We start from the raw sequence: 14,068 nt of genomic DNA on the forward strand, positions 1-14,068 counted from the left end.
ATTTCTATGACTTCCTTACGCTAGCAATTTTAATTTTAGAAGCCGATACCTTGCTTCTAACTAATTTAACATACCTTATTAAACCAACCTATTATTAAATTTGAGTACAAATCAGTGTGCCTGACCAACATCTATGAAATCTATTTTAATTTTCCTGCTAGCTGCTTTCAGCGTCAGCCAATCATTTGCACAAAAAAATTATCTCAAACCCTATAATATCACGTGGACCAGTGAAAGTAAAAATTCCGGCGAGTCGATGCCTTGCGGTGGTGGCGATATCGGGTTGAATGTTTGGGTTGAAAAGGGCGATCTTTTATTCTACATCGCCCGAAGCGGAACATACGATGAAAACAACGCGCTTCTCAAAGCCGGAAGAGTAAGAGTTCGTCTGAGTCCAAATCCTTTTGCGAGTGGTGATTTTAAGCAAACGTTGAATCTTTACGATGGTAACGTGCTGATAGAAGCTCAGGGTACAAAAATCAACTTGTGGGTCGACGTGTTTAATCCGCAGGTTCATGTGGAAATAACATCGGCAAAGCCCTTAACTGCCGAAGCCGGCTATGAAACGTGGCGGTACAAAGATCTCCTGAAAGCAGGCAGAGAAAATAATGAAAACGCGTACAAATCCGCGGCCACCAGTCCGGTAAAAAGTTATAAAGACTCAGTAGCATTTCAGCAAAATGCGGTTTTGTTCTTTCATCAAAACAAACACCAGGAATCGGTTTTTGATCTGACCGTTAAACAACAGGGCCTGGAGAAAGTAAAATCTCAACTGGATGATCCGTTGAAAAACCGGGTGTTTGGCGGCTTACTTTCAGGACGAAATTTTCAATCTAATGGCCTGGACAGCGGTCGTTACCTGAATACATCTTTTAAGGCCTGGAAATTAAAAAGCATTCGGCCATCAACGTCGCAGAATTTCACATTAACGCTGTTTACGGAGCAAACTCCATCGCTTACAAGTTGGAAAAACGGATTGCAAAAGCAGGAGCAAAAAGCCGGATCCGACAAGCGGGCTTTGCAGAATACCCAAAACTGGTGGCACCAATTTTGGGAGCGGAGCTTCATATTAATTGACCAGGAAAAGGTCGAGGTGAGTTCAGCGGCCTGGCAATCGGGAAGAAATTATCAGCTATTCAGGTACATGCTTGCCTGCAATGTTTCGGGAAGTTATCCAACGAAGTTTAACGGTGGGTTATTTACATATGATCCTGTTTTAACCGATACGGGTTATAAATATACTCCTGATTTCCGTAACTGGGGAGGGAGCATTTTCACTGCACAAAATCAACGGCTGGTTTATTTCCCGATGCTTAAAAGCGGCGACTTTGACGTGCTGAAACCTCAGCTTGATTTTTACCTGCGTTTACTGAAAAATGCCGAAACAGCTACTCAAACTTACTGGCCGCATCGCGGAGCGCGATTTACAGAGCAGCTTGAAAACTTTGGTTTATCAGACCTGGCAGAGTACGGAAATAATCGTCCGAAGGATCTGGATGCGGGTGTCGACTACAATCCGTGGCTTGAATACCATTGGGAAACGGTACTTGAATTTTGCCTCATGATGCTTGAGACGGAAGATTACGGCGGAAAAGATATTCACGCGTACATTCCATTTATTGAAAGCTGCCTGCGTTTTTTTGATGAGCATTATCAGTACCTGGCCTTACAGCGCGGAAGTAAAGCGCTTGACGGTGACGGACGTTTGGTTCTTTATCCGGGCTCGGCAGCTGAAACGTTCAAGATGGCCTACAACTCTACATCCACCATTTCCGGGCTTAAAGTTGTTTTACAAAAAATACTTAGGTTGCCTACAGGTTACCTGGACGAATCGCAACGTACGTACTTTAACTCGATGTTAAAAAGAATACCTGAAATAAGCTTTCAATACATGAATGGCTATAAGACCATCGCTCCGGCGCGTTCGTGGGAGCGAATCAATAACGAGGAAAGTCCGCAGCTGTATCCTGTTTACCCGTGGGGGATTTTTGGTATCGAAAAACCAAACCTCGATCTGGCCTTAAACACCTGGAACCATGACTCGACAGTAATTAAGTTTCGCAATTACATTGGCTGGAAACAGGACAATATTTTTGCAGCACGTTTGGGGCTAACAAAGGAAGCCGCCGATTTAACGTTCGCGAAACTTAAAGATTCCGGCAGACGATTCCCGGCTTTCTGGGGACCGGGATTTGACTGGACGCCGGATCACAACTGGGGAGGATCGGGAATGATCGGCTTGCAGGAAATGTTACTGCAAGCCGCAGACGGAAAGATTTACCTGTTCCCCGCCTGGCCGAAAAACATCGATGTACATTTCAAGCTTCACACATCAAAACAAACAACCGTTGAATGCGTGCTGAAAAACGGGAAATTTGAATCGCTAAAAGTGATGCCTGAATCTCGCAGCAAAGACGTGATTAATTGCCTGGCTGATAAATTGTAACTAGTTTGAACCTATCAAACACGCTGATAAAAAATTTAAAAACCTTGCTTTATCGTGTCAGTATCAAAACTGTGTTTACGTTTACTTTAAATTCGCTGCTTGAACTGTTACCTCCGAATAGTTTGCCCGAAAGGATAGTTTTCCCGTTTTTCTCGCAAGCGATACATACCGGGCAACGCTATTTACCATGCTTGTTTAATAAAATCATTGTTCGCTATCCACCCTGTACTCATCCAGAATTTGCTGAAGCTGCCTAATTGGTATCCTGAAGCTTGTTTTGTTTTCGGAACGAATCGCCCACATGCACGAAATCAGTGTCAATACAAATGTGATCGCAGCCGCTACGGGGTGCTCTTTTACGCTACCCGGCACAAATATCGTAAAGCTGAGTATCACACCAATCGCCGCGCTAACTGGCACAAGGAATAGTTCATACAACTTTTTAAAGCGATAGAAGTTTCTGAGGAAAGTATATTGCTGAAAAACGTAATTGTAAATTGAAACAGATGGATCTTGTTCCGTTGAAAATTTTGTTGAGGCAATTTTTTTAAAGTTCCGCATCAGGAAAACCATGAAAGGCAGGTATAAAATAATTCCGGCGATGCTCAGGCTAAGAATGAACGGATTGCGCCAGTGAACAATGATCACATGACTGAGCAAGGCATAAACGATTATCTGGAAAACAAAGTATGCCCAGAAATAGCGCATGGAGGCAGCTAAATGCTTGCCGGTTCTGCGTCTGATAATTTTTTTTAATGATTCCGGATCCTGTGCCGGTGCACCTGTAAGCATGCCCTGCTTTTCGACCCATTCATTTTTCAAATCTTCTAATTGTGTCATAGCTGTAGTTTTAAATCTGTTGTTTAACATGCATTTCTAATTCTCTTTTGATCCTCACCAGTCTCACGCTAACATTCGAGCGTGTGAGTCCCGTTACTAAAGCAATTTCATCGTAGCTCATTTCTTCAAGATAAAGAAGTACAATTGCTTTATTCAATTCGGAAAGATGGGCAATGGCATTGCGTAGTAAAGCGATTAATTCTTCCTGGTTCCCGGGCGGATTATCCGCGATCTGGTAATGATTGGGCGATAGTGGTTCGCTTTTCCATGTCGCGCTTTTTCGTTTATAGGTGAGCGCGGTATTCAGGCAAACGCGGTACATCCATGTCGAAAAGCGGGCCCGTCCGTCGAATGTGGGAAAGGCCTTCCATAGCTGGTACATCATTTCCTGCAAGCCATCCGCACGTTCGTCAGCATCATGAAAATAAATCCCGGTTACTTTGTAAGCTATCCCGAGATTTTGATTGATCAGGCAAATGAACTTCTCGCTTAATTGTTCGACCATGATGGAGATCATTTTCTATAATTAGTAACAGCTCTTTCCCGAAAACTACAAAAAGCTAAACTAATTTTTGTTACATCGCATCCACTGGATCGGAATGGACGGCATCCGCTTTATCGACGAGTATGCTCAACCATCCTGTACGGCAGGGCGTGTATCTTTTATTACCGGGCAATATTTATACAATCGTGGCGTGACGGAAGGTTAAGTGAAAAGCAATCAGGCTGTCTGATCTTTTGGAATTATTGTCCGGCCTTGCTTGAAACTTACGCCTGGATTAAGAAAAGTATTAGTTGGATCTTATATATGATCATTTGGAAACCAGCGCTCATCATTCTTCGCATCTGCAGCCCCGCTTTTGTTGCAAGTTTTTTGCCAAAAGTTCGGAATAAATGAATGTTCCGGCAGCAAAAAAGCTTTTCACGGCAATTGGGTTTACGGCCGGTAGGTTTGCTTTTCATCGGACATGAACGGTTCGTCATGCCCGCCCTGACCCGGTATCTGAAGAGATGCTAAGGGCAGGCTTGCTACCCGGAACATTGTTGCACAGCCTCAACGATTTTAAACCCGACATTCGCGTAAATCCTTCAAAGGCGCAAACAGTTTCGGTTTGGGGAATCCATTCATTTTGAAGGATTGCAGCATTGGCGGGACTATCGGAGCCGATTAACACAGGAACCTGCTTTCCAAAAAAGCATTAGTAAGAGAATAGAAATTAGTGGTACGCGTGGACACTCACCATGGCGGGACTATCGGGCCCAATTAACACAGGAACCTGCTTCCCCAAAAAATACCATTACTATTTCAACGTCAATGGTAGCGAAGCCAAAAGGTTCCCTGCGTTCTTTGAAACTCTAACCGAAATCATTTAATTGATCGCTGCCCACACTTCCAATCTGTGTCTCCCAAACTGGAAGTGTAAGGTTGCACATAAACCCGCCATGCGCCGAATGGCGGCGTATACCGTAGTTTATATATTTAGCGAAAAATATGAAATGGATTACTCGTGAGCATCCCAAAATCGACAGGATCGCCTGCCCCTGGCTGATCAAAAGATTTATCGACGCGGATGCTGAAATCATCTATGTTCCGTATGAGCAGGTGCTGCATAAGGCCGAAGAGCTTGGAGCGGTTCCTTTCGATTTGCCCGGCGTTGAGTATTCGCACTATGAGGATCGCTGTACATTTGATTTTTTTATCAGGAAACACCAGTTAAAAGATCCTGCTTTGGACCGTATCGCCGCTATTGTTCGCGGGGCCGATACGGATCGCCATGAGTTCGCGCCGCAGTCAGCCGGGCTCGAAGCGATTTTTTCCGGTTTAGCCTTCAACAGTAAAGATGATTTCGCGCTGCTCGAACTGGGCATGGTTATATACGACGGCCTCTATTCCTGGGCACAGCACCTATATAAAAAAAAGCATACCCAGGGTAACCAGGCGGAGCAGCTGTTGTTGGAGGTTTATCACAAATACCTGCAGGATACTTCGAAAAAAGCACCTGCCTGGACACAGGAGCTTAGGGAAATGATCCAGGATCAGTTGGACACCAACATGACCCTCAGCTTACAGCAAGCATCTGACGAACTGGATATCAACCCCGCTTATTTGTCCCGTGAATTTTCCAGGTACTTTGATAATCTATCCTTTGGTGAGTATATCCGAAAGGCGCGGATTGGAAAGGCAATTCACCTCATCGAAACCACGAATTACACCTTAACCGAGATCGCTTATCTAACCGGATTCTCTGATCAGAGCCATTTCACCCGCATCTTTAAAAAACAGACAGGTCAAACCCCGACATTTTATAAAAAGAATGTGCTGAAAAGTAAAAAGGAAGCCAAAAGTTAAAATTATTCTATTTATAGCCTGCTGATGCCGGTAATATTGTTCCGGAAAACATCTCGTCAGGGAACAATTTCCTTTATGGACCTGCATGTTCTGCGCAAAACGCCCCAACGCAGTGTGTTTATTATAGAGCGTAGTTAAGCGTCTGCCTTTTTTAATAAACAGCCGAAGAGCCATAACGGAACAGCTGATTATTTTTTACTTATGAAACTAACTTCCAACCGAACACCGCCAAAATGTTCCCTGCGGGAGATCACCGTTTACTTTTTGAAGTTGGGCACCTGGGGATTCGGCGGCCCGGTTGCCCTGGTAGGTTACATGCAGCGCGACCTGGTAGAGCATAAGGGCTGGTTAACGGAAGAAGAATATAAAGAAGGCCTGGCTTTAGCCCAATTGGCGCCCGGGCCTTTGGCGGCACAAGTAGGAATTTATATTGGTTTTGTGCATTATGGACTGATCGGTGCGACGCTGACAGGACTGGCGTTTGTACTGCCCTCGTTTTTTATGGTGGTGCTTTTGGGTATGGCCTACCGATTGTATGGCGGGCTGCCATGGATGCAGGCGGTGTTTTACGGCGTTGGCGCAGCAGTAATCGGTATTATTGCCATCAGCGCGTACAAGCTGACAATCAAATCAATCGGTAAATTGGAGCCTGCTGTCATGAGATCTAAATGGCTCCTATGGCTTTTCTATATAACCGGGATCGCGGTTACCGTAATTACAGAGCGCGAAGAAGTTCTGTTGTTTGCTGGATGCGGCATTTTGTACATGCTCCTCAAAGCTCCGCCACGCTGGGCAAAACGCACGGACATCGCGCCGGTGTCTTTTCTTCTGGGAACCGGTTTCTGGCATTATGAAGGCAAAACCCTGCAGGAAATCGCCTGGTTTTTTGCCAAAGCCGGAACTTTTATATTCGGTAGCGGGCTGGCCATCGTTCCTTTTTTACATGGTGGTGTGGTTAAGGAGTTCGGCTGGCTCAATGAACACCAGTTCGTTGATGCAGTGGCTGTAGCTATGATCACCCCGGGGCCTGTAGTAATTACCGTTGGTTTTATCGGTTACATGGTTGCCGGCTTCCCTGGTGCATGTGTAGCGGCATTGGCTACTTTTCTGCCTTGTTATCTATTTACGGTCGCCCTGGCGCCATCTTTTAAAAAGATTGCCCAAAATACCAGTATTAAAGCTTTTGTGGACGGAATCACGGCAGCGGTCATGGCGCACTGGTTGGATCAGTTATCATCATCGGCTTGCGCTCGATCGTTGATGTTCCCACCGCGCTTATCGCTGTAGCCGCCTGCCTCGTGCTGATTTACGTCAAAAAGATCCGCGAACCTTATATCATCGCCGCCGCTGCTGTCATAGGTATTTTAATCAAATCTTTATAAAATGAATAAACCTTACACACTTGCTCTTCTTTTTACCATCCTACTTTACTTTTCTGGTTCCAAAAAAAGCTCCGCCCAAACAACTATTTATCCGAGAATCACCGGTTATTTCAGCATAGTTCACCCTATAGGAACCTGGAACAAGGATGGCTTTACCGGAAACTTTGGAGACGTCTACACGGTGGGCTTCCCGTTTGGCATGAACATACTTAAAAGCGATCGCTTTGGTGTCAGCTTTGAAATTGCGCCCACCATCAGAACGGAGCATGGTATCTCTAAAGTAAACTCGGTGCTTTTTCATCCCGGCGCTATGTTCCGCTTCAAACACGGATTTACTTTTATTGGACGCATGGCTTTTGAAACGAATGGAAGGTTTGGCGTGACACCGGTTTTTAACCAAGTGCTGGTTAAAGGGAAGAATGCAAGCTTTTTTACTTCCATACCTGTGCCTGTTCGGTTTGGCAATAACATGCCCGCGTCAATCGGCGCTGGCTTACAGTTTGGTGTAAGTTTTTAAAAAAGGGCATAAAAAAAGCGGTATTTATACCGCTTTATGTAACCTGATCGAACCATGGTATCTGTAAATCTTTTTACAATACATTTAAGTGTTTGTCGGGTTTATCCGAATCGTTTTTGCGACTGTTATAGTGTTGGTCATAATTGTCGGGTACTTTAGAATCGCGGCCTTTTTTTGCACCGAACCCGGCTGCTCCCGCGCCTAATAAAATACCGATAAAGGAAAAGAGCGCTGCATTACCCGTAGCCGCGGCGGCATCATCGGCAACCTTCAGCGCTTCGTCCTTGTTTTCTGCAACCACATTTTTAAGTTTAGCGTTATCAGCGGCTAACTGATCGTCACCCGTGGCGGTGCCTGGCTGATATCGTTCCTGGGCGGCTTGCTTAACAGACGGTGCTGCACTGCTTACTGCTCCGCCGATCATTTTACCGGCACCGCCAATAATACCTCCGATTGCACTTGAAATAAGATAGAATGTTAATACGAACAGTAAGCCCGCGACTAACAGTCCGTGAATAAAACTTTCGGAGGTGTGTTTGTCCTTAGCCAGTCTGCCTGCAACCCAGCCGCCGGCAAACAGCGAAATAAGCATTGTGACCACATACCAGATACCTGAACCGATTGCAAGGCCTTTGCCTGGCGTGTCGCCGCCAACGGCATCAACCGTGCTCATGCCGATAGCGACACCTAAAAGTGTTAAAGCAAGCTGTATAAATACGGCGATAATAAGTCCTGCGAAAACCGCAGCCCAGCTGATCCGTTGCTGCCAGGAATTTGCGAATGAACTCTGGGGATAATACTCGGGCGCGTTCCATGTTGCCCCCGCATTTGTGACATTTGTTTCCATGATTATTTATTTTAGTTTATTTTGTTAAAGAGAGTGACAGAGTGCGTTTTGTAACTAGTAGAGATGATTTAAGACTTTCCGACATTGGTATAGTCGAAATTAGCAGTTTAACGAAACTGGTCGATCTCCCGTTTTAATAAAGCGGCTGCCTTGTTAGCCTTTGCCAGGTTAACAGCGCTTGCCTTAAAGGCGGCGTTAATTTCAACAGGTTTAAATGTTCCCCTGGGTTTACGGGTATGGGTGCCATAAGAGCGGCTTTCAACAATTATGTCGCCTGTTGCAGTTCGTTCTGCTTTTTTTCTTGCCATTTATAAAATAATATTTACTTTAGATCATCCGACTAAAAATAACAATTTCCGGTTGTTTCTAAATTCAAAATCCGCATACTTATAACGATGTTACAGCGACCTCATAGTGTCCTTTCAGCGACCTTATAGCGATGGTTGTCCGTGCTAAAGTCGCCCTATATTCGTACTATACTCGGTGTTCATTGGGCTGGAAGGCTATTTTGCCGAACAAAGTAGCTTGCAGAACCGATGAAAAGGCCTTTGATGTAATGGGATTTTCCGGTGAGTGGGGACACGCACCGGGCTGAGAGATTTCCGTTGCGTGCGGATGCCATATTGGTGGTCAGCGGAATGGTTTATTGTCGCTGTCATAAAAATGCTTTCAAACCTGCGTTTCCTGCACTACCCGATTCCTCCCTCGAGGGAGGTTAGGTGGGTGACGTTACTGTCTTTCAACAAGATCAAAACGGGATGCCCGCCTCCGCTCAATTCTTAGTGCAAAGTTATTTTAGGACAAGACACCCGTTTGTTAGCACTTCGACCACTTCCGAAGCCAGCAAATGCAATGTATCTACTCGTTTGGTCAGCATTTCCAGGTCTTCATCACTGATACTATACACGGTTGCATAACGACCCTCCGTATAGGCATCGTCCAGTTTTTTCAGTAAGGCGATATCTTCCGGCTTATGAGTTGAAAACACCTGGGCAAATGCCGGCAGGTATTGAGCAGCACACTGCTGCAGGATGCGTACTTCGTGCGAGCGTCGCTCGCGCCCGCACAAAAAGATGATCACCGCCCGCAGGCACAGTTCGGCCGACTGATGCAGCATGAACAGGGCCAGCCCCAGTGTCTGCGGGTCCTGCAAAAAGAAAAAGCAGCCTTCGTAGCAATGCAAAGCGGCTTGGAATTGGGCTTCGAAGACCAGCCGGGCCCGCTCGAGCACCAGGGATTGTTCTCCGGGAGCAAAGGACTGAAAATCCTTGTGTTTGCCGGTATCGTACAGCAGGTTATCCTTCCGGCAGATCATGGAATAAAATACATGCCCCTGCTGCAGCTTCTGCACCAGGTAATTTGGCTTAACGATGAGACAATTACCGTAACCTATTCCCGCCAGTTCGAGGTAAGGCTGCATTTCGGTAAAAGCGCGGGTGCAGGAAGGTTGCAGTACCACCAGGAGCAAACAGCTGCTTTCCGCCTCGCCAATGAACTGCTGCTGCATGCAGTAGATCTTATCAGGCTTCAGTACCTCGATGAGTAAACGGCAAAAAGCGGGAAGCTCCGGTTTGGGAGCAATTTGAGGTTTAGGTGAAGCGCTGGTTTCCATAAGCATTTTCGGGTTTAATCAATAGCTGCAGGAAACACAAAAAAGAAGGCGTGAAACCTGCTATCGTTCCGGAGGTACTGGTATACCATGAACACGATGGGGCAGGCTCACGCCTATGACGTGAGCACTTCACTCATCGCCTTGCGTTCATTGAAAATTACCAGTTTTCCGGAACAAGACTTTAAGTGCGAATGCTTCAATATTCGAAGAAGTCGCTAATTTATATACTATTTTATTTTCTCAGCATACATTCAAAGATAAAAGGATATTTTAATTGCGGAAATATATTACCGCGATTTATTTGAATAAATCATTCACCTTGATGGCATCAAGAACATATCTAATGCCGTCGAAGGATACTGAAGAACTGCAAAAAAAATTTGGAGAGAATCTAAAAAAGATTAGAGAAGAAAAAGGGTTGAGTTTAAGAGAAGTGGCTTCCAGATGCAATCTGGACAACAGCAACATATCTAAAATAGAAAATGGTCAATTTAACATACAACTTTCAAAGATTTTTGAATTAGCTAAGGGTTTAGGTGTTGAGGCTAGGGACTTGCTGAATTTCTAAATTTATTTGTTCATGAGTGAACAGCAGAACATGTCTTCCATCGACCAGTATGTAATAGATTTTGTAAGAAAGCTGCGTATAGAAAAAGCTCTTAAACAAGAAGACATTGCTGTAATTATTGGCACACAACGAACTTTTATCGCTAATGTAGAAAGTTCAAAGAATCGTGCTAAACAATCTGATACATATTAATTTGCTTGCCGACCATTTCGGGATTTCTCCGAGAGAGTTTTTGCCGAAGAAGGCATTGTAGTTGGTGACGCGGGTCCGCTAAGCGAGACCCTGCTTGGACACAATTTAAATCAGAAAAGCCTTGGGAAGATAAACTGTCTTTAAGCCGAGTCCGCGACTCTTTTCCATTACTAAATCCGTAGCGCCCTGGGGAATTTCATGGACAGCCGGGTGATTAGGATGATTGTTGTAACAGCAAAAAAAGATCTCTGATAGGCTTTAATTAACCACGTAGCATAGTCTTTCGAAAAGCGTTTAGTTGAAACAAAACTTTCGTGAGGCAGGTTATCGGTAAACAATGAGAATAAGGAAGGTGCGGCGAAAATTCACTGAAAAACTTACATTATGAATGCAACTTCACCCTGGGCCGTTGCGGCTAAAGTATCAGTTGATGACCAACAACCGGATATCGTTTTTTCCAAAGAAATTGGCGGCTATGCCATTCAGGTTTACTATACGAATAATTCGCTCTGGATTTCAGTTGCCTGTCCGAAAGGAGCGCGCATCGTTTTGCGCCCGGCATATACTCCCGATAATCAGCTGAAGCCAGGAAAAGTTAGTTCTCTTCCCGACGGGGTGCGGATATCGCTGTCCGCCTGTATCGGCCATTTCCAGGTAGAACTTCGGTTCCCAGCGGAGGATGCAGCCTTGCTTCGCTACACCACAACCTTCAGGGCGGGCAACCCCCAGTTTTTTCCGTTTTGGCCGAGAGATATGGTCATCGTCGGGCCCCGTACGTTGGAAGAAGGGAACATTGAGGGAACAGTTCATATCAGCCAGGAAGGAACGCGTTCCGGATTGCAATATTTCAGTTTAGACGAACCGCAATCGGGAACAGTATTGTATTTTCAAAACCTAACCGCTATCAACGATTATGCACAGCTTACAGAGACTTCACTTGGCAACGTCGTAGGAGGTACGTGGCCGGAACTGGGCTTCGCACTTCCCCCTACCATTAAGAACAAACCTGTACCGGCACACAGAGATGTAGTAATTTCAGATGCTTTTTTGGCATTCGATCAAAATAATCCTAAAAGTGAAACTGAGCTTGCCAGGCAATTTTTAAACCTGCTGGCAAGTATTTACATCGATCTGCCAAAACCCCAAACGCAGTATTATGATTGGCCAGGAATGGTTGACCAGGGTTTACATGACCTCGAATTTAATCATGGCTGCTGGTCGCACGGTGCGGAGCAGGATTATTTGAACGCCTATGTGGCTGATTATAAAACTCCGCCCGAGTCGATGGTCCAACTTGCCGTGTTGCTGCCCCTGGTTGATTACCATGACTGGTGCAAAACAGATCTGCCGGCCATCATGAAGATTAAAAACGGGCTGGACGCTTTTTATAACGATGATTTGAAGACAATTGTACGGTTTTTACCAGCACAGGAGGCTGAGCTCGACGGATCGGAAGAACAGCTTAAACCCAATGTGATGGATTCCTGGTATCTGCACCATCCATTGCTAAACCTTGGTCGGCTTGCGCTTCGCGGCGATAAACAGGGAAAAAAACTCTTCCTGGGATCTTTAGATTTTACAATACGTGTAGCCCGCCATTTTAATTACGAATGGCCGGTTATGTATAACATAGAAACGCTGGAAGTTGTTAAAGCAGAAACTCAGCCGGGCGCAGGCGGTGAAAAGGATGTTGCCGGTTTGTACGCATTGGTAATGCTCCACGCATGGCAGCTCACAAAAGAAAATAAGTATTTACTTGAGGCTAAGAAAGCCGCAAAGACACTGAAGAATAAGGGCTTTCACCTGTTTTATCAGGCGAACAACACGGCTTTTTCAGCAAATGCTATGCTCTGGCTGCATATTGAAACGGGCGAAAAAGTATACCTCGATCTTGCCTATCTATGCCTCGCCAATCTTTTCAAGAACCTGCAGCTCTGGGAATGTGATTATGGGTTTGCGAAAAATCACCCGACATTCTTTGCAATATTTCCATTGAACGATGCGCCGTATACTGCCGCTTATGAGGAGCAGGAGGTATTTGCAGCCCTGCATAATTTTTTGCTTTACGCAGATCAGGCCGATATCTTACCATCCGTGGCGCTGCTTGTTCCGGAATTCCTGCGTTACCTTGTCAATAGGGCCCCCTACTACTATCCTCCAAACCTGCCCAAAGAAATGCTGGCGAAAGAAGTAAAGACAGGGCAGGTAGATCATAAACTTTGGATCGCGATTGAGGACATACACGATGGCTGGGAGCAATCGGGCAGTGTCGGGCAGGAGGTTTACGGCGCCGGAGTAGCCTTCGGTATTATACCGCGTCATTTTTACCGTGTTCCGGATGAAGATTTTATGATCTATATCGATTATCCTGCTGCCGATTTTAAATCACATAAAGGAAGTGTTTCATTTAAAGTGAGTGGCGACAGCCGCTTAACCTGCCGCATGTTAATTATAAAGAATGGTTCACTGCCGGTTTTTTCGGTAGCATGCAATGAAGAGCAATTAAAAGGCATGCGACGAAAAGACGACCATCTTGAATTTTTAGTACCTGGAGATCAATACATACGGGTGAAGTGGAATGCGCATTCGCCCGAAAAAAAGGCATGATCATTAAACCCGGTACCGGGAAGGAGCCTCGCTGGTTACAACGGTGGTAAGTCTAACCCCCTTTCAGCAAACTCTGTTCGACGCAGCAATGTCTGCAGTTTGCATATCCGCCGAAAGTTTTCTAACTCCTTGCTGATCGTTAAGCTTATTCAGGTACAAACAACTACCTATTTAAACAATAAAATTGTCGCATAAAATTTTGTCGCATTAAATCGCGCGACAAAAAATTGTGCGACAAAATTTACAATGAAAATATCGGCAAGTTTTCCGGGATACTGCAAACAGCGAGTTGCAAAATTCTCCAACCAAAGAACGTCCTACCGGGCATTACCTGGTATCTGACTATGCGAAAAAATGCCCGGTTATGACCGGCAAGACGATTTGGGACAGCAAAACGTCACTCCTCGGCCCGGTGCGTGTCACGTCAACGGTGTATCGAGACACGCACTATGTCGGCAGGTTTTGATTGTTTGCAATTGGCATAGCTTAATTTATTAATAATTTGAGTCGTTCAAGCTTCGCTGAACATTCTGCAGCTTCTCTGAACGAGTAGTAACTGTCAACTAAAATCCGGACAAGACCACCTGTAAACTTTTTTTAGGACGATACATTAGCAAAGAATAGAAATTATTCCCCCTTGAGGGCGCTAAATGGGTGATTGTTAGTTATTGAATTTTCTTCAATAAACGCACCTGCTTGTAGATCGG

The 14,068-nt window shown here is 45.2% G+C and carries 13 protein-coding genes; 8 read left to right on the plus strand and 5 right to left on the minus strand.

What is annotated here, in order from left to right:
* The first annotated feature begins 133 nt into the window (after nt 1-133).
* Complete coding sequence (locus GS399_RS19695; RefSeq protein ID WP_160846379.1) at nt 134-2,446, plus strand: DUF5703 domain-containing protein; 2,313 nt, start codon at nt 134-136, stop codon at nt 2,444-2,446.
* Nucleotides 2,447-2,650: 204 nt separating this feature from the next.
* Here the strand turns inward: GS399_RS19695 and GS399_RS19700 are convergent, their stop codons facing one another.
* Both GS399_RS19700 and GS399_RS19705 read right to left on the minus strand, forming a co-directional pair.
* Entirely contained in the window at nt 2,651-3,286 is a 636-nt protein-coding gene (locus GS399_RS19700; RefSeq protein WP_160846380.1) for a hypothetical protein, read from the minus strand.
* Between the two features lie 10 nt (nt 3,287-3,296).
* Nucleotides 3,297-3,803 (minus strand): RNA polymerase sigma factor, encoded by a 507-nt coding sequence (locus tag GS399_RS19705; protein ID WP_202409525.1) that lies wholly within the window; start codon nt 3,801-3,803, stop codon nt 3,297-3,299.
* A gap of 55 nt (nt 3,804-3,858) precedes the next feature.
* Here GS399_RS19705 and GS399_RS20735 point away from each other — a divergent pair, with 55 nt between their 5' ends.
* From GS399_RS20735 to GS399_RS19720, 4 genes are all read left to right on the plus strand, one after another.
* The gene (locus GS399_RS20735; RefSeq protein WP_202409526.1) at nt 3,859-3,996 is read left to right on the plus strand and encodes a hypothetical protein; all 138 of its coding nucleotides are present in this window, start codon (nt 3,859-3,861) and stop codon (nt 3,994-3,996) included.
* Between the two features lie 782 nt (nt 3,997-4,778).
* On the plus strand, nt 4,779-5,636 hold the full coding sequence (locus GS399_RS19710) for a chromate resistance protein ChrB domain-containing protein (protein ID WP_160846381.1): 858 nt from the start codon (nt 4,779-4,781) through the stop codon (nt 5,634-5,636).
* A gap of 201 nt (nt 5,637-5,837) precedes the next feature.
* Entirely contained in the window at nt 5,838-6,923 is a 1,086-nt protein-coding gene (locus GS399_RS19715; protein WP_237488012.1) for a chromate transporter, read from the plus strand.
* Between the two features lie 96 nt (nt 6,924-7,019).
* On the plus strand, nt 7,020-7,535 hold the full coding sequence (locus GS399_RS19720) for a hypothetical protein (RefSeq protein WP_202409527.1): 516 nt from the start codon (nt 7,020-7,022) through the stop codon (nt 7,533-7,535).
* Between the two features lie 73 nt (nt 7,536-7,608).
* On the opposite strand, the gene GS399_RS19725 is transcribed toward GS399_RS19720, so the two are convergent.
* The 3 genes from GS399_RS19725 to GS399_RS19735 form a co-directional block, all read right to left on the minus strand.
* Entirely contained in the window at nt 7,609-8,382 is a 774-nt protein-coding gene (locus GS399_RS19725) for a TIGR04086 family membrane protein (protein WP_160846382.1), read from the minus strand.
* A gap of 107 nt (nt 8,383-8,489) precedes the next feature.
* Nucleotides 8,490-8,690, minus strand: coding sequence for a hypothetical protein (locus GS399_RS19730; protein WP_160846383.1), 201 nt, complete (start codon nt 8,688-8,690; stop codon nt 8,490-8,492).
* Nucleotides 8,691-9,172: 482 nt separating this feature from the next.
* Entirely contained in the window at nt 9,173-9,994 is an 822-nt protein-coding gene (locus GS399_RS19735) for a HEPN domain-containing protein (protein ID WP_160846384.1), read from the minus strand.
* Nucleotides 9,995-10,316: 322 nt separating this feature from the next.
* Here GS399_RS19735 and GS399_RS19740 point away from each other — a divergent pair, with 322 nt between their 5' ends.
* From GS399_RS19740 to GS399_RS19750, 3 genes are all read left to right on the plus strand, one after another.
* Nucleotides 10,317-10,562 carry a helix-turn-helix domain-containing protein gene (locus GS399_RS19740; protein WP_202409528.1) on the plus strand — a complete coding sequence of 82 codons (246 nt, stop codon included), beginning with the start codon at nt 10,317-10,319 and terminating at the stop codon, nt 10,560-10,562.
* Between the two features lie 12 nt (nt 10,563-10,574).
* Nucleotides 10,575-10,754 (plus strand): helix-turn-helix domain-containing protein, encoded by a 180-nt coding sequence (locus GS399_RS19745; protein WP_160846385.1) that lies wholly within the window; start codon nt 10,575-10,577, stop codon nt 10,752-10,754.
* A gap of 384 nt (nt 10,755-11,138) precedes the next feature.
* On the plus strand, nt 11,139-13,361 hold the full coding sequence (locus GS399_RS19750; protein WP_160846386.1) for a hypothetical protein: 2,223 nt from the start codon (nt 11,139-11,141) through the stop codon (nt 13,359-13,361).
* Nucleotides 13,362-14,068 lie beyond the last annotated feature (707 nt).

Source organism: Hufsiella arboris (assembly GCF_009834875.1).
Lineage (GTDB): Bacteria > Bacteroidota > Bacteroidia > Sphingobacteriales > Sphingobacteriaceae > Hufsiella_A > Hufsiella_A arboris.

Coding starts and splice junctions, on each gene's coding strand:
- GS399_RS19700 (WP_160846380.1), bottom strand. CDS start 3,286: ATGACACAATTAGAAGATTTGAAAAATGAATGGGTCGAAAAGCAGGGC.
- GS399_RS19740 (WP_202409528.1), top strand. CDS start 10,317: ATGGCATCAAGAACATATCTAATGCCGTCGAAGGATACTGAAGAACTG.
- GS399_RS19695 (WP_160846379.1), top strand. CDS start 134: ATGAAATCTATTTTAATTTTCCTGCTAGCTGCTTTCAGCGTCAGCCAA.
- GS399_RS19725 (WP_160846382.1), bottom strand. CDS start 8,382: ATGGAAACAAATGTCACAAATGCGGGGGCAACATGGAACGCGCCCGAG.
- GS399_RS19735 (WP_160846384.1), bottom strand. CDS start 9,994: ATGGAAACCAGCGCTTCACCTAAACCTCAAATTGCTCCCAAACCGGAG.
- GS399_RS19730 (WP_160846383.1), bottom strand. CDS start 8,690: ATGGCAAGAAAAAAAGCAGAACGAACTGCAACAGGCGACATAATTGTT.
- GS399_RS19720 (WP_202409527.1), top strand. CDS start 7,020: ATGAATAAACCTTACACACTTGCTCTTCTTTTTACCATCCTACTTTAC.
- GS399_RS19715 (WP_237488012.1), top strand. CDS start 5,838: ATGAAACTAACTTCCAACCGAACACCGCCAAAATGTTCCCTGCGGGAG.
- GS399_RS19710 (WP_160846381.1), top strand. CDS start 4,779: ATGAAATGGATTACTCGTGAGCATCCCAAAATCGACAGGATCGCCTGC.
- GS399_RS19750 (WP_160846386.1), top strand. CDS start 11,139: ATGAATGCAACTTCACCCTGGGCCGTTGCGGCTAAAGTATCAGTTGAT.
- GS399_RS19705 (WP_202409525.1), bottom strand. CDS start 3,803: ATGATCTCCATCATGGTCGAACAATTAAGCGAGAAGTTCATTTGCCTG.
- GS399_RS19745 (WP_160846385.1), top strand. CDS start 10,575: ATGAGTGAACAGCAGAACATGTCTTCCATCGACCAGTATGTAATAGAT.